This is a genomic window from Pseudomonas sp. Z3-6 (assembly GCF_051131985.1).
Taxonomy (GTDB): Bacteria; Pseudomonadota; Gammaproteobacteria; order Pseudomonadales; family Pseudomonadaceae; genus Aquipseudomonas; species Aquipseudomonas zanjanensis.
In genome coordinates, this window is record NZ_CP071644.1 from 3,209,250 (window position 1) to 3,228,549 (window position 19,300).

Below are 19,300 nucleotides of genomic sequence, written 5' to 3' on the forward strand. Positions count from 1 at the left end.
AACAGAGAAATTCATCATGGCGAGAAAAATCAGCTATCAGCAGGCAATCAACGAAGCCCTGGCCCAGGAAATGCGCCGCGACGCCAGCGTGTTCATCATGGGGGAGGATGTGGCCGGTGGCGCCGGCGCCCCCGGTGAAAACGACGCCTGGGGCGGCGTACTTGGGGTGACCAAGGGCCTTTACGACCAGTTTCCCGGGCGCGTGCTGGACACGCCACTGTCGGAAATCGGTTACGTCGGCGCGGCGGTCGGTGCTGCCACCTGCGGCGTGCGCCCGGTGTGCGAACTGATGTTCGTCGACTTTGCCGGGTGCTGCCTGGACCAGATCCTCAACCAGGCGGCGAAGTTTCGCTACATGTTCGGCGGCAAGGCCTCCACACCCCTGGTGATCCGCACCATGGTCGGCGCCGGCCTGCGCGCCGCCGCCCAGCATTCACAGATGCTCACGTCGTTGTGGACGCACATCCCGGGGTTGAAAGTGGTCTGCCCATCATCGCCCTACGACGCCAAGGGCCTGCTGATCCAGGCGATCCGCGACAACGACCCGGTGATCTTCTGCGAGCACAAGTTGCTCTACAGCATGCAGGGCGAAGTGCCGGAAGAGCTCTACACCGTACCGTTCGGCGAGGCCAACTTCCTGCGCGACGGCAAGGACATCACCCTGGTGTCCTACGGGCGGCTGGTCAACACCGCGATGGACGCGGCGCGCAACCTGGCCGGGCGCGGCATCGACTGTGAAGTGATCGACCTGCGTACCACCAGCCCGCTGGACGAGGACAGCATCCTGGAAAGTGTCGAGAAGACCGGGCGCCTGGTGGTGATCGACGAGGCCAACCCACGCTGTTCCATGGCCACCGACATCTCGGCGCTGGTGGCGCAAAAAGCCTTTGGCGCACTCAAGGCCCCGATCGAAATGGTCACCGCGCCCCATACGCCGGTGCCGTTCTCCGATGCCCTGGAAGACCTGTACATCCCTGACGCGGCGAAAATCGAACAAGCCGTGCTCAACGTGATCGAGTGGAGCAAGCGCTGATGAGCCAGATTTTTACCCTGACCATGCCCAAGTGGGGCCTGTCGATGACCGAGGGCCGGGTCGATGCCTGGCTCAAGGAAGAGGGGCAGGCCATCACCAAGGGCGAGGAAGTGATGGACGTCGAGACGGACAAGATTTCCAGCAGCGTCGAGGCGCCGTTTTCCGGCATCCTGCGCCGGCAGATCGCCCGCCAGGACGAAACCCTGGCGGTCGGCGCCTTGCTCGGCATCGTCGTCGAAGGCGAGGCCAGCGACGCCGAGATCGACGCGGTCATCGAGCAGTTCCAATCCAACTTCGTGCCCGGCGACGCGGCTGATGAGGACAGTGGTCCGAAACCGCAGAAAGTCGAGTTGGACGGCCGGGTGATCCGCTATTTCGAGCGAGGCGAGGGCGGTACGCCGCTGGTGCTGGTGCACGGTTTTGGCGGCGACTTGAACAACTGGCTGTTCAACCATGAAGCCCTGGCGGCCGGGCGACGGGTCATTGCCCTGGACCTGCCGGGCCACGGCGAATCGTCGAAGACCCTGCAACGCGGCGATTTGGACGAGCTGAGCGGCGTGGTGCTGGCCTTGCTCGATCACCTGGACATCAACGCCGTGCACCTGGTGGGACATTCCATGGGCGGGGCAGTATCGCTGAACGCTGCGCGCCTGATGCCCCAGCGGATACGCTCCCTGACCTTGATCGGCAGTGCCGGCCTGGGTGCGCAGATCAACGGCAGCTACCTGCAAGGGTTCGTCGAAGCGGCCAACCGCAACGCCCTCAAGCCGCAACTGGTGCAACTGTTCTCCAATGCCGAGCTGGTCAACCGCCAGATGCTCGACGACATGCTCAAGTACAAGCGCCTGGAAGGTGTGGACGCGGCGCTGCAGCAATTGTCAGCGACGTTGTTCGCCGACGGTCGCCAGCAGGCGGACCTGCGGGAAGTGGTGCAGGCCGGCCACGTGCCGACCCTGGTGATCTGGGGCAGCGACGACGCAATCATCCCGGCGTCTCACGCCGAAGGGTTATCAGCGCGGGTCGAGGTGCTGGCGGGCCAAGGCCACATGGTGCAGATGGAAGCGGCCGAGCAGGTCAATCGATTGGTTCTTGAGTTCGTCGGACAGCACTGACCAAGCGGGCGGCGCTTGCATCGTCGCCCTATAAAAATTCTGGAGGCAACGCTATGAACGTTTCTATCAAGCCGACCCGCAGCATGCGCGCCGCCGTCTGGCATGGCCGCAACGACATCCGCGTCGAAGACGTGCCACTGCCGGTTTCGCCCCCCGCCGGTTGGGTGCAGATCCGCGTGCAATGGTGCGGCATCTGCGGCTCCGACCTGCACGAGTACGTGGCCGGGCCGGTGTTCATCCCGGTGGACGCGCCACACCCGCTGACCGGGATCAAAGGCCAGTGCATCCTTGGCCATGAGTTCTGCGGTGAGATCATCGAACTGGGTGCAGGCGTCGAAGGTTTCAGTGTCGGCGAGCCGGTGGCGGCGGACGCCTGCCAGCACTGCGGCACTTGCTACTACTGCACCCATGGGCTCTACAACATTTGCGAAAACCTGGCGTTCACCGGGTTGATGAACAACGGTGCGTTCGCGGAGCTGGTCAACGTCCCGGCGAACCTGCTCTACAAACTACCGGCCGATTTCCCCGCCGAGGCTGGTGCGTTGATCGAGCCACTGGCGGTGGGCATGCATGCGGTGAAAAAGGCCGGCAGCCTGCTGGGCCAGAACGTTGTGGTGGTGGGCGCCGGGACCATCGGTTTGTGCACGATCATGTGCGCCAAGGCGGCTGGCGCAGCCCAGGTGATTGCCTTGGAAATGTCCGGTGCACGCAAGGCCAAGGCCCTGGAAGTCGGGGCCAGCCATGTGATCGATCCGAACGAGTGCGACGCCTTGGCCGAAGTCCGTCGCCTGACCGCTGGCCTGGGGGCCGATGTCAGCTTCGAGTGCATCGGCAACAAGCACACCGCCAAGCTGGCCATCGACCTGATCCGCAAGGCCGGCAAGTGCGTGTTGGTGGGGATTTTCGAGGAACCGAGCGAGTTCAACTTCTTTGAGCTGGTCTCCACGGAGAAGCAAGTGCTGGGCGCGCTGGCCTACAACGGTGAGTTCGCCGACGTGATTGCCTTCATTGCCGACGGACGCCTGGACATCTCGCCGCTGGTGACGGGGCGCATCCAGTTGGAAGAGATCGTCGGGCAGGGCTTCGAGGAGTTGGTCAACAACAAGGAGCACAACGTGAAGATCATCGTGTCTCCCGCACGGATCTGAGGGCGCCCGGGTGGGCGATTTGGCGATGGCCGGCAATGGCCATCGCTTCTTTTTCAGGTGTGGTTCAGGTGTAGGCCAGCAGGCGGCCGCAGAGTATGACCACGATCCATAGGACGATGGAGACCAATGCCTGGGCCTTGGCCAGGCCGGGTGCCTTATGGCCGGTGTTCCATTGCTGGACGGAGCGGTAGGTGCCAACGTGGAACAGCAGGGCGTTAAGGCCCGCTGCCGCGATCAGGTACAGCTTGAGGATGAAGACGTTGTTGCCGGCAAAGTCATGGGGATGAGCACTGAACATCAGCAACCCCGCAGGCACGATCAGCAGCAGGGCCGCAATCGCCCAGGGCAGCAAGTGGCGGGCCAGGGCGGTCACGGCGATGCCCTTGGACAGCCCGAGGACGCGCAGGTCGAACATCACCACCGCGCCCACCAATATCGAAAAGCCGATGATGTGCACCACTTCCACCAGCGGATAGAACCACAGCTCGCTGCGCATGGCCAACGCCAGGGACGAATCGCCCAACTGGTCCATCCAGCCTTGGGGCGCGCCTGCCGGGGAGGCCTGCATCAGCGCAACTCGGTGGTCTTGCCGTTGATGGTGATGCGTTCGGCGCGCAATTCGTCGGGTTTGTTGCGGTTTGCATAGCCGACCACGGTGGCACTGTTACCTGCTTTGAGCATGTCCTTGCCCAGCCCGCGATTCTCCATGCGGGACGGCGGGGCCAGCACGACGGTCCAGGTTTTGTCGGTGGTTTGCAGGCGCACGTAGCCATGGGGATGGGAATAACCGGCTTCCTTTATCGTGCCGTCGAGCGTCAGGGGATTGCTGGCGTCGTATTCGCTCCAGCCGTGGTGGGCAAGGGCCGCCGTGGTGATCAGCATCAATGCCAAACCGATGCTACGAAGAATGAAATTCATGGCAAGGTCTCCTTTGAGGGGGGCGGATCAATCTGGCAGGTATTCGCGCCAGACCCGCCGTTCATCCAATTGAAGCAGTTGTTCCTCGTCGGTGCGAAACGGCCGGTCGCAGTCGAGAAAAAACTCATCGAGTTGTGGCGGCGCGACGTGGGTGGCGCTGAGCATGCCGTGGACCTGTCCACGATGATGGATCTGATGCTCGAACAGGTGCAACAGCAGCCGGTCGATTCGTTCACGCACTTGGCCGTCGGCTCGTACCAGGTCGACGGAGCGGGCCAGGTCTTTCTCTCGCAGGGCTTCGCAGAACGCCACCAGCCGCTGGTCGGTCTGGGTCTGGTTGTGCATCAGTTGGGTAAAGGCCAGGGTCTCGGAGAAGTCCTTGATCTGGCCGTCACGGTCGCCTTCCAGGGCGGTGAGGTAATAGCGGTCCACTTCCAGGATGTGGCAGAGCGTGGCTTGGATGGACGGGAAGAATCCCGTGCGCGGCGCCGCGTAGTCGGCCTCGCTCAACTGCGCGCAGGCGCCGAGCAGCCTGTGGTTGGCCCATCGATTGTTCAGGGCCTGGGCCAGGAAATAGTTCATGGGAACCTCCCTATCATCCGCCACAAACTCTGTGGGAGCGGGCTTGCTCGCGAAGACGGCGGTACATCCAGCATAGCCATGTCAGATAGACCGCTTTCGCGAGCAAGCCCGCTCCCACAGGTTGAGTCGCATGAGCTCACTATTGTGTATTCACCACAAGTCCCTGTGGGAGCGAGCTTGCTCGCGAAGACGGCGGTACATCCAGCATAGCCATGTCAGATAAACCGCTTTCGCGAGCAAGCCCGCTCCCACAGGGGGATCCTCAGATGCCTTGCGGGGTAGGTCAGGCCTTAAAGCCCCACATCCGGCAACACCGGCCGATTGGCCAGGGCCTTGGCCATGATCTGCTCCACATACACCCGGTCCGCGTCCGGCAGGGCCAGGCGCGGTGGGCGGGTGAGGGCGCTGCCGCGGCCGGCGATGGCTTCGCACAGTTTGATGCATTGCACCAGGTCGGCCTGGGCGTCCAGGTGCAGGATCGGCATCAGCCATTCGTAGATCGGCATCGCTTCGGCGAACCGTCCGGCGCGGGCCAGGCGGAAAATGGTCTCGCCTTCCTGGGGGAACACGTTGGACATGCCCGAAACCCAACCTTCGGCGCCCACGGCAAGGCTTTCCAGCACCACGTCGTCGAGACCGGCGAACAGCACGAAGCGATCGCCGACTTCATTGCGCACGTCGATGAAGCGCCGGGTGTCGCCGGAGGAGTCCTTGAAACACACGACGTTGTCGCAATCGGCCAGGGAAATCAAAATGTCCGGCGTCACGTCATTCTTGTAGATCGGCGGGTTGTTGTAGACCATCAGCGGTACGTCGGCATGGCGGGCCACGTAGCGGAAATGCTCGGCGGTCTCGAAGGGCTTGGAGCCGTAGACCAGCGCCGGCATCAGCATCACCCCGTCGACACCGACCTTGCGCACCGCGTTGGCAACCTTGGCGGCCTGCACGCTGGTGAACTCGGCCACGCCGCAAATCACCGGCACCCGGCCCTGGGAGGCGTCCACCGCGACTTCGGTCACGGCGATTTTTTCCTCGGCGCTCAGGGAGGTGTTTTCCCCCACCGACCCGCAGACCACCAGGCCGGAAACGCCATCGCGAATGACGTTGGAAATCACTTGGTGGGTTTTTTCCAGGTTGATGGAAAAGTCATCGTTGAATTGGGTGGTGACGGCAGGGAAGACGCCGCTCCAGTTGATGCGTTTGCTCATGGGTTGTCTCCGGTTATGGTATTTCATATACGTAGATAGAGTTGAGTCGATTACAGAGCTTTTGTGGCGAGGGAGCTTGCTCCCGCTGGGCTGCGAAGCGGCCCCAATGACTACCTGGCAACTCGGTGTGTCAGGCAAATCCAGAGGGCCGCTTCGCGCCCCAGCGGGAGCAAGCTCCCTCGCCACAGGGGGATGTGCAACGCTCAAGAAGTCATGCTCCGGGCCAGGTGTCCGAAAGCCGGTAGCCCTGGGGCCACGGATCGGCCGGGTCGAGCAGCAACTGATGGGTCCCGGTGATCCACGCTCGTCCGGCGATGCACGGGTAAATAGCCGGGCGTCCGGCCACCTCGGTCAGTGAGTCGATACGGCAATGGAATTCGGAACCGATGATCGAGCGGCCGATAAAACGCTCGCCTACCTGCATCAAGCCCTTGGCCTGCAACACCGCCATGCGCGCCGAGCAGCCGGTGCCGGTGGGGGAGCGGTCGATCTTGCCGGGCTGGATCACCACGGCGTTGGCGCCCGTGGCGATGCCGTCCTCACGGACAATGGGTGCGGCGATCTGGCAGAACGAGATGTGCGACCAGTCGGGGTTCAGCGGGTGCACGAAGCCCAGTTGTTCATTGGCGGCGCGGGTGATCTTCAAGCCCACGGCCACCAGTTCGGCGGCTTCATCGGGGCGGATGGCAAAACCCAGGCGCTGGGCATCGACGATGACAAAGCTGTCGCCGCCGTAGGCGGTGTCCACTTGCAACGAACCCAGGCCCTCGACTTCGATCCAGGCATCGAGGCGGTCGGCGAAGGAGGGTACGTTCTTGATCTCGACCCGTTGCACCTTGCCGTCGCGGCAGTCGGCCACGGCTTCGATCAGGCCGCCCGGGGCTTCCAGCACCAGGCGGGTCTGGGGTTCGGTCATTGGCAGGATGCCGCTGTCCAGCAACACGGTGGCGACGCACAGCGAGTTGGAACCGGACATCGGCGGCGTGTCGGCCGGTTCCATGATGATCCAGGCCATTTGCGCCCGCGGGTCCTTGGCCGGCACCAGCAGGTTGACGTGGCGGAACACCCCGCCGCGGGGCTCGTTGAGGACGAAGTTGCGCAGGGTCTGGTCCTGGGCGATCCAGCGTGACTGCTCCCACACCGTGGCGCCGGGGGGCGGCGCGACACCGCCGACGATCACATCGCCGACTTCGCCTTCGGCGTGGCAGCTGATGACATGGATGATTCTGGATGAGCGCATGGATCAAATCCTTGTGTTGTCTTGTAGGGCCTCATCGCGAGCAGGCTCGCTCCCACAGGGTTCTGTGGTGGACACTGATAGCAGGCCATTCCCATAGGAGAGGTGGCATACACAAAACCCATGTGGGAGCGAGCCTGCTCGCGAAGGGGCCATCCGCTATTTCACCGACTTGAGGAACGCCGCCGTCTCCGGCTGCACCGGATTGCCAATCACCTGGTCCGGCGGCCCGATCTCATGGACCCGGCCATTGCAAAAAAACGCCACGCGGTCGGACACGTCCCGGGCGAAGCGGATCTCGTGGGTCACCAGCACCATGGTCATGCCGTCCTCGGCGAGCATGCGCATGGTGTCCAGCACTTCGCCCACCAGTTGCGGGTCCAGCGCCGAGGTGGCTTCGTCGAAGAGCATGTAGTCCGGCGACATCGCCAATGCCCGGGCGATGGCCATGCGCTGTTGCTGGCCGCCGGAAAGCTTGCCGGGGAAGGCCTTGAGTTTGTCCCCCAGGCCCACGTGCTCAAGCTGTTTCACCGCCAGGGCCTCGGCGTCCTGTTTGCTTTTGCCCAACACCTTGCGCGGTGCCAGCATCACGTTTTCCAGCACGGTGAGGTGGGGAAAGGCGTTCCATTGCTGGAAGACGATGCCGATCTTTTGCCGCAAGCGATTGAGGTCGGTGGCGCGGTCATGGACCTCGATGCCGTCCACGCGGATGCTGCCTTTCTGGATCGGCTCCAGGCCGTTGATGCACATCAGCAGGGTCGACTTGCCAGAGCCGGAACCGCCGATGATCGACACCACTTCACCCTTGTCCACGGTCAGGCTCACACCCTTGACCACTTCCAGGTCACCGAAGGACTTGTGCACGTTCTCGATCTCAATCATTTTCCTGCCACCTTCTTTCCAGGCGTGCGCCGAGGCGGGCGACCACCAGGCTCATGACGTAGTAAATGAGGCCCGCGATGCACAGCACCAGCAGGGGTTCCTGAATGCGCGTGACGATGGTTTGCGAGGCCCGCAGCAATTCGACGATGCCGATCCACATCACCAGGGCAGTGTCCTTCATCACACCGAGCACGAGGTTCAGCCAGCCGGGAAACGCCACCCGCGTGGCAATCGGCAGGACGATGAAGCGCAGGTCCTGCCCATAGCTCAGGCCCAGCGATCGGCTGGCCCGGCGGGTGCTCAACGGCACCGCCAGCACGCCACCGCGGACGATCTCGGTGAAGTACGCGGCGGCGTAGATCCCCAGGACAATGCAGCCGACGGCAAACGCGCTGAGGTTCAGGCCGACGATGCTCTTGAGGGAGTTGAACAACACGAACTGGATCAGCAGCGGCACGCTGCGAAACACGTCCAGCAGCCAGGCCAGCGGCAGGCTGGCCCGGGGCAACAGCGCCCGCAACAGGCCGAACAGCAACCCGGCGAAGGTGCCCAGCAGGATCGACCACGCGGTCAATTGCACTGTGACCCAAGCACCCTCAAGCAGATACAACACGTCGTTAACGGTAAGGCTTGTAGAAAACATGACCCGCCCTCAATAACGAAACAGCCGCCAGGACAACAGCCGGGCCAACCCGACGATCAGCTTGGCGATCAGGTAGTACAGCAGCGCCGCGAGGGCGAAGTATTCGAAAGTGCGGAAGGTCTTGACGTTGTATTCCTGGGTCACGCCGGTGAGGTCGTTGTTCAGGCCGACCACCACACCCAGGGACGTCATCAGCACCGCCCAGACCATCTGGTTGGTCAGCGGGTAGAAGACGATGCGCAACAATTGCGGGACGATGATCATCCGGTAGGCCTGGAAGGCGCTCATCCCCAAGGAGCGGGCGGCGCGCATTTGCGTCCCGGGCACGGCCTTGAGGCCGCCGCGAAAGTTTTCCGCCAGGTAGCCGGCGTTGTTGAAGGTGATTCCGGCCAGCAAGGCCAGCCAGGAACTGACGTGCAGCCCGAGGGAGCCGAGGCCGAAGTAGAGGATGTAGATCTGGAACAGCGAGGGCGTGTTGCGAGCGATGGACACCCAGCCATTGCCCACGCCCCGCAGCAGGCGATTCGGGGCCTGGCGCATCACCGTCAGCACCAAGGCGATCAGCACGCCGAAAATCATCGACAGCGCGGCGGTCTCGAAGGTCACCCAGGCCCCGGCGAGCATGTCGGGCAGGGCGCGCAAGGCCGGGCGCCATTGGAAGCTGTAGTCAAACATGGGTCGGACTCCCCGTGCGGGCAGTGGGTTGCAGCCACGTCGGCGGCTGGCCGTGGGTCGCGGCAGTGCAGGCGGCCTCGACGCAGTCGGCGAGGGCGGCAAAATGCACCCCGCGACCGACCAGGCCCGGTGCGTAGTGGGCGTATTTGCCGGAGTTGGTCATCAACGTGGTGGCGTGGGGCGGGATCACCGGCTCACCCAACATGCACCAGCAGGTGTCGGTCACCAGCACCGCGCCGAAGGCTTCGATGGCAGTCAGGTATCCGGCTTTGCGCGCTTGTTCCAGCACTGCTCGGCCGCAGGTGATGGCCAGTACCACATACGGATGCTTGATCCGGCCCGCACACAAGTTCGCGAGGGCGGCGAATTCGCTGAGGGAGAAATGCGGATTGCCCAGGGAGACCACGTCCACCCAGTTGTCCCGGGCGCTGTTGAGCTCGCGCCAACTGGCAAGCAGGCTTGCGGCATCGACGCTTTCCTGCGGCAAGGTAACGTCCTTCTCCAGGACATCGGCAGGGTCGAGGGCTTCCGGTGTGACCCCGGCGATGTGGAACAACGGTGCGGCGCTGGTGGTGGCGAACGCGGCGCCGAAGGCCTTGAGATCGTCCAGGGTGGGCGCGGCGTGTTCCAGCCCACGTATCAGCGGAATACGCCGGCCCGCCAGGTTGCCGATGTGATAGCCCAGCAGCGGATAGAAACTGTCATCGACCTGACCCAGCGTCGGCACGTCGACGATCAGATGGGCCTTGCGCGAGTCGTCGAGATGGCAGCCGATCAACGGTGCCCGTCCGCACAGGGCGATGCAGATGTCGAGGAAGTCCGGGTACTTTTGCGTGCGCGCCCCCAGCACGCTGTTGGCGTAGACCACCGCGTTGGACTCGGCCCAGACGATTTGCTCGCCGGCCTTTGGTGCGGTCTCCAGCAGGTAGGGGGCGCAGGTGAAACTCAGTTGCGCGCCCATCGCCATGTAGGCATCGCCCAAGGCACTGGCCGGTTCGCCCAAGGCCGGATCGAAGCCCAGTTCCCGCCAGCGCCGCTGGTCCACGGAAATGGCGTTGAGGGTGGTGGGGACGCGCACCTTCGCCCCCCACTGCACCAGTTGTTCGGCAAAGCGCAGGCTGGCCGGGCCGGTATAGATGCAACCGTCGATGTGAGCCTGGGTCACGTCCAGCAACTGCGTGGCGCCCTGGATCTCGGCCATGCGCAGCACGATGTGCATCGCCACTTGGGCCGCCTTGCCGTGGGTACCGTCGAGCAATGCCCGGTCCTGTTCGCTCAGGTCCAGGGTTGAAAAAGTGGGTGGCGCCGACGGTGCTTGCGAACCTTGCCATCCGTCGTTCGGGCGGCGCCCGGTGAGGGTCAGGACGTCGCCTTCGAGGCGGACAAAACCCTGGCCACGCAGCCCATTGAAGGCCTCGTGTCCCACGCACAACACCGGCAGGGACCGCTGGAAAATCACCTGCGCCACCAGCACGCCCAGGGTCAGGATTTCATCGGCTTCGGCCAACACCAGTGCGGCGGGTGCGTGGCCGTTGCTGATCAGTTCCATCAAGACGCTGCTGCCGGTGCAGGAGCCGCGTCCGCTGGGAATCGCCAAGACGCGCCCGGCCAGGCGCTCGCCGCTCAAGGGGTGGTGGCGGTCGATGACCTCGCCACTGGCCGGATCGACCCCGCCCCAGAAACTCAGGCCCACCTCGGCGAACAGCAGGGCGCCCTGGGCGGCACCCTCCACCAGGCTGCGGCCTTTCACACGGACAGGCGTGCTTGGCATGGGCCGATCCTCAGTAGTAGACCTGGGGAACGGTCAGGTTGGCCGGCGGGATGTCGGTGCCGACCCATTTGACGAACAGCTCGTTGTAGCGACCCGTGCGCACCTGCTGGTTGACGAAGAGGTTGAGGTAGTTGAGCAGGCCGTACTCGCTGCGTTTGGCGCCGAGGGACACGTAGTCGATGACGTAGGGGGCGTCACCGGCAATCTTCAAGCCCTTGTATTTGCCCGACTTGAGGGTCGCGGCGGCGACGGTGTTGGTCACCACGGTGGCATCGATGTGTCCCTGGGCGACGGCCAGCAGGGTGTCGTTCTGCGATTGATAGGCGCGGAAGCTGCCGCTGCCCCAGCTCTTCTGGTCCTTCTCCAGGGCGATGGCTTCGTAGGTACTGCTGGTGTTGCCGAGTTTCTTGCCCTTGAGGTCGGCGTAGCTGTTGATACCGGTGTCGTCGCGGGTCAGCACCACCATCTGGAACGCGAAGTAGGGCACGGTCAGGCCGACGGTCTTGGCCCGCTCCAAGGTGTCGGAGGTGGAGGCGACGATGACATCGGCGCGGCCGGACAGCAGCGCGGGGATGCGGTCGGAGAACGGGGTTTCCACCACCTCGGCATCGACACCGAGGACCTTCGCCAGGTCGTGGCAATAATCCACGTCGAACCCCGCCGGTTTGTTGCTTTCATCGCGAAAGCCCATGGGTGGGAAGTCCAGGGTCACGGCGCAACGTAGCTTGCCGGAGCCGATGATGTCGTCGAGCTTGTCGGCGTGGGCGGGGGCCATGAAAAGCGGGGTGAGGACAACGCTGAGGGCTACGGCCAATGCAGGGTTTTTCATAAATGCCTCGCTGTCGAATAAATGCGGTGAGATATCGTATTGAGGATTTCGTATACGATATTAGATAAGCAATCAGCATGCCTGTTTTGACGTGAGGCGCGGTAATGGCATTGGAGGGTTGATCTAGAGGCATTTTCGCCGAGCGGTGGCGCATCAGGGCAAGTTGCTACGTTGGCTTGGGGTGTTACAGATGGGAGCAGCCATGGGATCCGACGCCCCATCAGGGAACACGATCAGCGCTGACTCTCACGGTATTGGCTCGGCGACAGGCTGGTCAGGGCCCGGAACTGGCGGCTGAAGGCGCTGTGGTCGGTGTAACCGCAGCGCAAGGCGATCTCGGTGATCGGCAGGTCCTGGTCGAGTAACAGCCGCGAGGCTTCCTCCAGGCGTGCCTTGTGGATCATCTGCCGAGGCGTGAGTTGGAAGATGCGTTTGCAGTGCCGCTCCAACTGCGCCACCGACAATTCAGCAATGGCGGTCAGCTCGGCAAGGCTGATGGAGCGGGCGAAGTGCTGCTTGATATGGGCGTCCACCGCCGCCAGTTTGTGAAACGCCGGGTGGCTCGATTGCGGCAGTTGCAGGTCGCGGGAAATGCCGGCCAGGCCGACGATCTGGCCGCTTGGGTCGTGCAGGGCGAGCTTGTGGGTCAGGCACCACACCGGTTGGTTGCCGTAATACAAATGCAGTTCGAGCTGGTCGGCCAACTCCCGCCCGCTGGCCAGCACCCGGCGATCCTGTTCGGTGTACAGCGGGCCGAACCGCTCGGGAAACACCTGCTCGGCAGTGAGACCGAGCAGGCCGCCACTGTGTTTGAAACCGCAGCGCCGGGCCAGGGTCTGGTTGACGAAGGCGTAGCGGGCCTGCCGGTCCTTGATGAAAAACACCACGTCGGCGAGGGTGTCCAGCAGCGGGGCGATGGGCTGCAGGCTGCGCAACAGGGTGTCGAGGTCGCAGGGGGCGAGGGAGGTGAGCGAGGGGTACATGGCGCCAGGTTCCTGAGGGGACTCAGGGATCATAGGGGCAAAGTCATCGAGGCAGGAAGCCCAGCTCCAACGCATTCTACTGTGGGAGCGGGCTTGCTCGCGAAAGCGGTGGATCAGTTAGCATCGATGCCGGATGTGCCGACGCATTCGCGAGCAAGCCCGCTCCCACATGGGGCCTGCGGGTGCCTGCAAAGTTGAAGTTCACCTCAAATCCCTGTGGGAGCGGGCTTGCTCGCGATGACGGCGGCACAGTCAACATCATCGCAAGCTGACTCACCGCTATCGCGAGCAAGCTCAGCTCCCACAGGGGATTTGTGGTGGGTGCAGGTCAGCGTGGGATATGTGTCGGGGTTGTCAGCTGGGAGGGGTTTCTTCCAGCTCCAGCAGGGTCTCGATTCGCGCCGGGCTGAAGGGCGGGCGAGGTGCCGGTGGTGTCCAGCCGAACAGGTGTTCCAGTGCGGCGCCGCACACTCGGCCTTGGCAGGCGCCCATGCCGCAGCGGCTGGCCAGTTTCGCTTCGCGCCAGTTTTCGTGGCCAACCAGTTCGCCATAAGGCACGTCTTCACAGCGGCAGACCAGGGTGTCGCCGCGGGCCAGGGACTTGAGCCGTGGATCGAGGGCGAAGGCCGTGTTCAAGGCCCGGGCGAAACCTTGCCAACGCGCGCGGCGAGGCCACAGCTGCTGGGCGGCTGCGCTATTGCCGACGGCGGCATGGCCGGCAATGGCGCCTTCCACCAGTGCCAGTTCGCTGCCGCCAAAACCGGTGCATTCCCCGGCGGCGTAATGGTCGTGACGCGTGGTCGCTTGCCAGGCGTCAACCGCCAGCGCCTGGTCTTCAACCGCGCAGCCCAGGGCCTGGCCTAATTGGGTATTGGGAATCAGCCCGAAGCCACAGGCGAGCCGGTCGCAGGCCAATTCAATCGTCTTGCCTTGCTGATGCAGGCGCACGCCCTCCAGCCGTTCCCGACCGAGCGCTTCCACCACATGGGTGTCGGTGCGGTAGTGCCGGTCGAACAGACTGAACGATTGGAACAACTTCCCCGGCCAGCGCGGCAGTTGCCCGGCGAAACCGGCGACGGCGCCGAAGCGGGCTTGCTCGGCGATGCGCAACACCTGTGCGCCTTGATGCTTCGCGGTGGCGGCGCTGGCCAGCAGCAAGGGGCCGCTGCCGGCGATGACCAGCCGTTCGCCGCGCACCGGCAAACCGCCCTTGATCAGCGCCTGCAAGCCGCCAGCACCGGTCACGCCGGGGAGGGTCCAGCCGGGGAACGGCAGCAGCAACTCACGGGCGCCGGTGCAGAGGATCACGCGTTCGTAGCGGATCTGCCAGCCTCGCTCGGCATCTTCCACCAGTAAGGTTTTATCCGCCGCGCAGGCGATTACGCGAGTGCCGGCATGGCAGCGGACGTTGGCACAGTTTCGCAGTTGATCGCGCAGGTGCCGGGCTGCGCTGGGCAGGCTGGCCTGGGGACCGTCGCGCCAGATTTGCCCGCCGGGCAGTGGGTTGTCATCGAGCAACACGATGTGTACGCCGCTGCTGGCCGCGGCGAGGGCCGCAGCCATGCCGGCGGGGCCGGCGCCGATGATCAGCAGGTCGGTGGCTTCGTTCATGGTCGGGTCTGCACCTGCATGCCATCGAGGCACAGGGTCTGGCAGGCCAGGCGGCGCCGGCCATCGATCAGCACCCGGCATTCCTGGCAGGTGCCCATGCCGCACAACGGCGCTCGACGCTGGCCGCTGACCGAGGTGCGGCTGCAACCGTCCGCGCCCAACGCCAATGCTGCCGCGACGCTGGTGCCGTTGGCAACCGAGAGCGGGTGGCCGTCCAGGAACACGTCAGGCATGGGGCGATTCCTCCTTGGCTAAGCGAATGTCTTGAGCACACCCAATACCTGTGGCGAGGGAGCTTGCTCCCGCTCGATTGCGTAGCAATCGCAAAAATGTCGGGTCTGCTGCGCAGCCCAGCGGGAGCAAGCTCCCTCGCCACAGGGGGGCAACCCAATCCCCGGCGCAAACAGGTAACGTGTGTCGGGCTTCAGGCATGGGCGGGTTCCCCCAGGAAACGCTGCGGCAGGTAAGGCTGCGCGGCCAGTGGCGAGGTTTCGTCGAACAACTGCGCCACCAGCAGGTCGGCGGTCGCGGGTGCCGTGGTGACGCCCAACCCCTCGTGACCCACCGCCAGCCACAGCCCCTTGCGCTGCGGATGTTGGCCCACCAGCGGCAAGCCGTCGGGGCTCGCCGCGCGAAAACCGGTCCAGGCCCGGATGCCGTGCAGATGCGCCAACCCAGGCATGTAGTCGACGGCGCGCTTGAGCATCTTCGCCAGCATCCAGCCTTCCACCTGCGGGTCAAGGGTGCCGAACTGCCGCGAGGCGCCGATGAATAATTGCCCGGTCGGGCGCGGCTGGATATTGCACGCCACCGACGGCCCGCTCGCGTTGTGGGCGCTGGTGACGTAGCCCAGCTCCACCAGGGTGTGGGTGACGGTGGCGGGGTAGCGGTCGGTGATCAGCAGGTGGCCCTTTTTCGGCTCGATGGGCAGTTCCGGGCACAACTCGGTGGCGTGGATACCATTGGCGAGCACCACCGCATCGGCGCTCAACCAACGCCCGTCGTCGAGGCGCACGCGAGTCCCGTCGACTGCGCTGACTTGTGCCCGCTGCTGGCGAATCTTGGGTGCGTCCAACATCCAGCGCGCGGCGGCCGGGGCGTAGAGGATGCCGTCGCCCTTGATCAGCAGTCCGCCTTCCAGCCCTGGGCGCAGTTCGGGTTCGCGCTGATGTAGTGCGGCGCGGCCAATCAGTTCACAGGCTTCGCCATGGGCCAGCAGGTTCAGGTATTTGCTGTGGGCTACCGCCATTTCCTCGGCATTGGCCGCCAGCCACAAGGTGCCGTTGTTGCGCCAGGCACAATCGGCGGGCAGGGCTGGCGCCAGTTCGCGCCAGCGTTGCAGGGAGTATTGGCTGAGGGCCAGTTCCGCGGGGTTGTCATCCAGCACCAACAAATGCCCCATGCCAGCCGCCGTGGCGCCGTGCCAACCGGCGTCCAGCACCAGCACGTTGACGTTACGTCGGGCCAGCGCTTGGGCGCAGGCCGCACCGATGATGCCCGCACCGATGATGATCACGTCGGCGACATGGCCCTCGCTCACAGACGAATGCCCCAGGCGAACGGGTCATCCGCTTCGATGATCAGGGTGGTTTCGGCGCTGATGTAGGCGCGACCGCGAATGGTCGGCACGATGCGCTCGCCCGCCTGTTCGTAGGAGCCTTCGAACTCGCTGCCAATGACACTGGCCTGGCGCCAGATCTGCCCGGGTTGCAGTTTTCCATCGGCCGCCAGGCACGCCAGTTTGGCGCTGGTGCCGGTGCCGCACGGGGAGCGGTCATAGGCCTTGCCCGGGCAGAGCACGAAGTTTCGGCTGTCCGCTTGCGGGTCGTCGGCGAACAGTTCGATGTGGTCGATCAGGCCGCCGTCCTCGCCGCGAAAACCCTGTTGCTCCAAGGCTTGCTGCACGGCGTAGGTGTAGGCGGTCAACGCGTCGAGGTTATCGCCGGCGACACGCTGGCCATGCTCGGCGATCAGGAAAAACCAGTTGCCGCCCCAGGCCACGTCGCCCACCACCGGGCCGATGCCGGGCACCTCCAAGGCCAATGCCTGGCGGTAACGGTAGGCCGGCACGTTGCGCACGCTGACCGAGCGGTCTTCGTGCAACGTGGCCTGTACCGTGCCCACCGGGGTTTCGATGTTGTGCACGCCGGGGCCGATCCTGCCCAGGTGGGCCAGCGACGCCACCAGGCCGATGGTGCCGTGGCCGCACATGCCCAGGTAGCCGCTGTTGTTGAAAAAGATCACGCCGGCACAGGCGCTCGGGTCCACCGGCTCACAGAGCAGCGCCCCCACCAGCACATCGCTGCCCCGGGGTTCGAGCACGCAGGCGCTGCGCCAGGCGTCGAACTCCGTGGCCAGGCGTTGCTTGCGCTCGGCCATGCTGCCCTGGCCCAGGTCAGGAAAACCGTCGGTGACCAGGCGGGTCGGTTCGCCGCCGGTATGGGAATCGATCACGGTGATGCGTTTCATGGGAGGGCCACGTCCGTTCAGATGAGTGACGGTAAGCGTGGCCCGCGCCAGGGGATGACGGCTTGAGGGTTTTAACGATCGCCGATGACGAAATCGGCACAGTACCAATGCATCAATGGCTGGAAGGCAGGAACTTGAACAAGGTTTCGCAGACTCCGGCGATGTGTTCGTCCAGCAGCGCCACGGCGCGCTCGACATCACCGGCGCGGCAGGCCTTGATGATTTCCCGGTGCTCGTGATCGGCACGGTCCTTACCGGCCGACAGGCTCATCTGCATGCGCAAGTACCGCTCCAGCTTGTCGTGCACCGAGCGGATCAGGCTCACCATGAAAGGCCGTTGCGCTGGTTCGTAGAGGCAGGCGTGCAGTTGCCAGTTCAGTTCGGCCCAGCGCCCGACGTCGTCTTCACCGATGAACTCCTGGCAGATGCTTTCGGCGCGGGCGAAGGTGTCTTCGGTCATGTTGGGAATCGCCAGGCGCAGGACTTTGTCTTCCAGGAGCATGCGCACTTCGAACATCTGCGCCAGTTCCGCCTCGGAAATGCGCGTCACCATCGCCCCGCGATTGCGCTGGAACATCACTAGGCCCTCGGCCTCCAGACGCTTGAGGGCTTCGCGCACGGGAATCTTGCTGACGTTGAACTGCCGGGCGATGTCATCCTGGCGAATCGGCTCGTCCTCGGCAAAATGCCCGGCCACGATGGCATCGCGCAGGTGGCGGGTGATGATTTCCGAGGTGGACGGGGTGTTGCCCAGGTCAGGCAGGTTGAACTTGGATAAAGTCACGGCAGCGGGTCGTTCGGCTTAGGTGGGGATATGGTATACGACTTTGCCGGGTGCGGTGTCGAGCTGTCCCAGGCTCCCTCAATCCTCCAGCCAGCCCCCTGTGGCGAGGGAGCTTGCTCCCGCTGGGCTGCGCAGCAGACCCGGGATTTTGCGATTGCTGCGCAATCGAGCGGGAGCAAGCTCCCTCGCCACAACGGTTTTTTGTTCAGCCTTGGGAAAAGTGGGCCATATCAGCCTCGGTCCGGACGATGCGCCATCCCGTGACAACCGCCCCCGCCAGCAGCGCCAGGCCGAACACGATCAACGCCACGTCAGCGCCAAAAGCGTCAGCCAGCAACCCGGTCACCACCACCGGGATGCTGAACCCGACATAGGCGAACAGGAAAAACCCGGCACTGACCCGGGCCTTTTCCGCCCCAGCCATGGCCGTGATGGCCGACAGCCCGCCCAGGTACAGGAAACCGTAGCAGGCGCTGCTGGCTCCCAATGCCCCCAGCAACACGGCGAACAGCGAGCCGACGCTCGCGCCCCAGGCCAGCAGCGCGTAGCTCGCGGGCAGGATCAACAGGCCCAGGCACGTCGCCCTGGCCGGTTGCAGGCGGCGCACCCAAGGCTGGAAGAGCAAGCCGCAACTGATGACCGTGAAGGTCGACAGGCCAGACCAGCGCTGCAAATCGTGGGTCGCCAGCACGGACGGCAATAGGGCGATGACCAGGCCCGACGTCGCCCAGGCCAACAGCATGGAAAAACTGTAGGGCAGGCTGCCAGCGGGAAACAACGGCAGGCGCAGCAGCGGCGCGTCTTTGGTTTTCAGCGCCGGGTCCGGGAGTCGCCAGACCACGACGATCGCCAGGGCGGCCAACGCGAGCTGCAACCAGAAGCTGCCGGGCGTGGCACTGTGGTGGACGAACAGGAACAGGCTGGTCAATGCTGCCCCCAGGCCAAAGCCCAGGGAGGTGCTGGCGGTCACCCGGTTGGCCGGTGCGCGGGTATCGCGGGTTGCCATGAGCTCGGCCATATAGGCGGTCGACGTGGCCGAGGCCAGCCCGGTGCCGACCCCCATCATCAGGCGCGCCACGCCCAGCGCCACCAGGTTCGGCCAGAGCAGGGTCACCAGCGTCGCCAGCATCGACAGCCCGAGGGCAACCAGGATCAACGGTTTGCGGCCGACCCGGTCGGCCAGCCCGCCGAACGCCAGCAGCACCGGGAGCACGCCCAGCACATAACCGGAGAACGCCACCGCCGTGGCCCCGGCCCCATAGCCGGACAACTGCGCATAGGTGGTGTACAGCGGTGCCTGCAGGTTGACCGCGAGGGTGATCAGGCAAAGACCGAAGGCCAGCCCCCAGGAATGTCGATGCGATGGGTTCAAGGGTGTTCCTTAAAGGGTGTGCAGGAAGTCCCGGGGACTATCA

General features: G+C 64.4%; 20 protein-coding genes. 3 read left to right on the forward strand and 17 right to left on the reverse strand.

Going from position 1 to position 19,300, the window contains the following annotated elements:
* Positions 1 to 16: 16 nt before the first annotated feature.
* From J3P88_RS14490 to J3P88_RS14500, 3 genes are all read left to right on the forward strand, one after another.
* On the forward strand, positions 17 to 1,033 hold the full coding sequence (locus tag J3P88_RS14490) for an alpha-ketoacid dehydrogenase subunit beta (RefSeq protein WP_186704933.1): 1,017 nt from the start codon (positions 17 to 19) through the stop codon (positions 1,031 to 1,033).
* Entirely contained in the window at positions 1,033 to 2,145 is a 1,113-nt protein-coding gene (locus tag J3P88_RS14495) for an acetoin dehydrogenase dihydrolipoyllysine-residue acetyltransferase subunit (RefSeq protein WP_434576066.1), read from the forward strand. The genes J3P88_RS14490 and J3P88_RS14495 overlap by 1 nt, the downstream gene beginning before the upstream one ends.
* An 83-nt stretch (positions 2,146 to 2,228) precedes the next feature.
* On the forward strand, positions 2,229 to 3,293 hold the full coding sequence (locus J3P88_RS14500) for a 2,3-butanediol dehydrogenase (RefSeq protein ID WP_434576464.1): 1,065 nt from the start codon (positions 2,229 to 2,231) through the stop codon (positions 3,291 to 3,293).
* Positions 3,294 to 3,357: 64 nt separating this feature from the next.
* Here J3P88_RS14500 and J3P88_RS14505 read toward each other — a convergent pair whose 3' ends face one another.
* The 17 genes from J3P88_RS14505 to J3P88_RS14585 form a co-directional block, all read right to left on the reverse strand.
* On the reverse strand, positions 3,358 to 3,861 hold the full coding sequence (locus tag J3P88_RS14505; protein WP_434576068.1) for a DUF6644 family protein: 504 nt from the start codon (positions 3,859 to 3,861) through the stop codon (positions 3,358 to 3,360).
* Positions 3,861 to 4,211 carry a DUF6152 family protein gene (locus tag J3P88_RS14510; RefSeq protein ID WP_186704935.1) on the reverse strand — a complete coding sequence of 117 codons (351 nt, stop codon included), beginning with the start codon at positions 4,209 to 4,211 and terminating at the stop codon, positions 3,861 to 3,863. The genes J3P88_RS14505 and J3P88_RS14510 overlap by 1 nt, the downstream gene beginning before the upstream one ends.
* Positions 4,212 to 4,238: 27 nt before the next feature.
* On the reverse strand, positions 4,239 to 4,793 hold the full coding sequence (locus tag J3P88_RS14515) for a DinB family protein (protein ID WP_434576070.1): 555 nt from the start codon (positions 4,791 to 4,793) through the stop codon (positions 4,239 to 4,241).
* 290 nt (positions 4,794 to 5,083) lie between these two features.
* Positions 5,084 to 6,001, reverse strand: coding sequence for a dihydrodipicolinate synthase family protein (locus tag J3P88_RS14520; protein ID WP_434576072.1), 918 nt, complete (start codon positions 5,999 to 6,001; stop codon positions 5,084 to 5,086).
* A 211-nt stretch (positions 6,002 to 6,212) separates the two neighbouring features.
* Positions 6,213 to 7,241: a trans-3-hydroxy-L-proline dehydratase gene (locus tag J3P88_RS14525; RefSeq protein WP_434576074.1), complete on the reverse strand. Its 1,029-nt coding sequence runs from the start codon at positions 7,239 to 7,241 to the stop codon at positions 6,213 to 6,215.
* A 156-nt stretch (positions 7,242 to 7,397) separates the two neighbouring features.
* Entirely contained in the window at positions 7,398 to 8,120 is a 723-nt protein-coding gene (locus J3P88_RS14530) for an amino acid ABC transporter ATP-binding protein (RefSeq protein WP_092172955.1), read from the reverse strand.
* The gene (locus J3P88_RS14535; RefSeq protein ID WP_186704939.1) at positions 8,113 to 8,763 is read right to left on the reverse strand and encodes an amino acid ABC transporter permease; all 651 of its coding nucleotides are present in this window, start codon (positions 8,761 to 8,763) and stop codon (positions 8,113 to 8,115) included. The genes J3P88_RS14530 and J3P88_RS14535 overlap by 8 nt, the downstream gene beginning before the upstream one ends.
* Positions 8,764 to 8,772: 9 nt before the next feature.
* Complete coding sequence (locus J3P88_RS14540) at positions 8,773 to 9,438, reverse strand: amino acid ABC transporter permease (RefSeq protein WP_057452167.1); 666 nt, start codon at positions 9,436 to 9,438, stop codon at positions 8,773 to 8,775.
* Complete coding sequence (lhpI, locus tag J3P88_RS14545) at positions 9,431 to 11,209, reverse strand: cis-3-hydroxy-L-proline dehydratase (RefSeq protein WP_434576077.1); 1,779 nt, start codon at positions 11,207 to 11,209, stop codon at positions 9,431 to 9,433. The genes J3P88_RS14540 and lhpI overlap by 8 nt, the downstream gene beginning before the upstream one ends.
* 10 nt (positions 11,210 to 11,219) lie before the next feature.
* A complete protein-coding gene (locus tag J3P88_RS14550; RefSeq protein WP_186728578.1) occupies positions 11,220 to 12,038 on the reverse strand; it encodes an ABC transporter substrate-binding protein in 819 nt (272 codons plus the stop codon).
* A gap of 233 nt (positions 12,039 to 12,271) precedes the next feature.
* A complete protein-coding gene (locus tag J3P88_RS14555; protein WP_186704942.1) occupies positions 12,272 to 13,021 on the reverse strand; it encodes an AraC family transcriptional regulator in 750 nt (249 codons plus the stop codon).
* 354 nt (positions 13,022 to 13,375) lie between these two features.
* On the reverse strand, positions 13,376 to 14,632 hold the full coding sequence (locus tag J3P88_RS14560; RefSeq protein ID WP_434576079.1) for an FAD-dependent oxidoreductase: 1,257 nt from the start codon (positions 14,630 to 14,632) through the stop codon (positions 13,376 to 13,378).
* Positions 14,629 to 14,865 (reverse strand): 2Fe-2S iron-sulfur cluster-binding protein, encoded by a 237-nt coding sequence (locus tag J3P88_RS14565; protein WP_434576081.1) that lies wholly within the window; start codon positions 14,863 to 14,865, stop codon positions 14,629 to 14,631. The genes J3P88_RS14560 and J3P88_RS14565 overlap by 4 nt, the downstream gene beginning before the upstream one ends.
* A gap of 191 nt (positions 14,866 to 15,056) precedes the next feature.
* A complete protein-coding gene (locus J3P88_RS14570) occupies positions 15,057 to 16,172 on the reverse strand; it encodes an NAD(P)/FAD-dependent oxidoreductase (protein ID WP_434576083.1) in 1,116 nt (371 codons plus the stop codon).
* Entirely contained in the window at positions 16,169 to 17,101 is a 933-nt protein-coding gene (locus tag J3P88_RS14575; RefSeq protein ID WP_186704946.1) for a 4-hydroxyproline epimerase, read from the reverse strand. Before J3P88_RS14575 ends, J3P88_RS14570 begins: the two co-directional genes overlap by 4 nt.
* A gap of 112 nt (positions 17,102 to 17,213) precedes the next feature.
* On the reverse strand, positions 17,214 to 17,885 hold the full coding sequence (locus tag J3P88_RS14580; protein WP_186704947.1) for an FCD domain-containing protein: 672 nt from the start codon (positions 17,883 to 17,885) through the stop codon (positions 17,214 to 17,216).
* Positions 17,886 to 18,090: 205 nt separating this feature from the next.
* Positions 18,091 to 19,257 carry an MFS transporter gene (locus tag J3P88_RS14585; protein WP_434576085.1) on the reverse strand — a complete coding sequence of 389 codons (1,167 nt, stop codon included), beginning with the start codon at positions 19,255 to 19,257 and terminating at the stop codon, positions 18,091 to 18,093.
* Positions 19,258 to 19,300 lie beyond the last annotated feature (43 nt).

Excerpts from the sequence above, each read along its gene's own strand:
- J3P88_RS14490 (WP_186704933.1), top strand. The coding sequence starts at position 17 with ATGGCGAGAAAAATCAGCTATCAGCAGGCAATCAACGAAGCCCTGGCC.
- J3P88_RS14495 (WP_434576066.1), top strand. The coding sequence starts at position 1,033 with ATGAGCCAGATTTTTACCCTGACCATGCCCAAGTGGGGCCTGTCGATG.
- J3P88_RS14500 (WP_434576464.1), top strand. The coding sequence starts at position 2,229 with ATGCGCGCCGCCGTCTGGCATGGCCGCAACGACATCCGCGTCGAAGAC.
- J3P88_RS14505 (WP_434576068.1), bottom strand. The coding sequence starts at position 3,861 with ATGCAGGCCTCCCCGGCAGGCGCGCCCCAAGGCTGGATGGACCAGTTG.
- J3P88_RS14510 (WP_186704935.1), bottom strand. The coding sequence starts at position 4,211 with ATGAATTTCATTCTTCGTAGCATCGGTTTGGCATTGATGCTGATCACC.
- J3P88_RS14515 (WP_434576070.1), bottom strand. The coding sequence starts at position 4,793 with ATGAACTATTTCCTGGCCCAGGCCCTGAACAATCGATGGGCCAACCAC.
- J3P88_RS14520 (WP_434576072.1), bottom strand. The coding sequence starts at position 6,001 with ATGAGCAAACGCATCAACTGGAGCGGCGTCTTCCCTGCCGTCACCACC.
- J3P88_RS14525 (WP_434576074.1), bottom strand. The coding sequence starts at position 7,241 with ATGCGCTCATCCAGAATCATCCATGTCATCAGCTGCCACGCCGAAGGC.
- J3P88_RS14530 (WP_092172955.1), bottom strand. The coding sequence starts at position 8,120 with ATGATTGAGATCGAGAACGTGCACAAGTCCTTCGGTGACCTGGAAGTG.
- J3P88_RS14535 (WP_186704939.1), bottom strand. The coding sequence starts at position 8,763 with ATGTTTTCTACAAGCCTTACCGTTAACGACGTGTTGTATCTGCTTGAG.
- J3P88_RS14540 (WP_057452167.1), bottom strand. The coding sequence starts at position 9,438 with ATGTTTGACTACAGCTTCCAATGGCGCCCGGCCTTGCGCGCCCTGCCC.
- lhpI (WP_434576077.1), bottom strand. The coding sequence starts at position 11,209 with ATGCCAAGCACGCCTGTCCGTGTGAAAGGCCGCAGCCTGGTGGAGGGT.
- J3P88_RS14550 (WP_186728578.1), bottom strand. The coding sequence starts at position 12,038 with ATGAAAAACCCTGCATTGGCCGTAGCCCTCAGCGTTGTCCTCACCCCG.
- J3P88_RS14555 (WP_186704942.1), bottom strand. The coding sequence starts at position 13,021 with ATGTACCCCTCGCTCACCTCCCTCGCCCCCTGCGACCTCGACACCCTG.
- J3P88_RS14560 (WP_434576079.1), bottom strand. The coding sequence starts at position 14,632 with ATGAACGAAGCCACCGACCTGCTGATCATCGGCGCCGGCCCCGCCGGC.
- J3P88_RS14565 (WP_434576081.1), bottom strand. The coding sequence starts at position 14,865 with ATGCCTGACGTGTTCCTGGACGGCCACCCGCTCTCGGTTGCCAACGGC.
- J3P88_RS14575 (WP_186704946.1), bottom strand. The coding sequence starts at position 17,101 with ATGAAACGCATCACCGTGATCGATTCCCATACCGGCGGCGAACCGACC.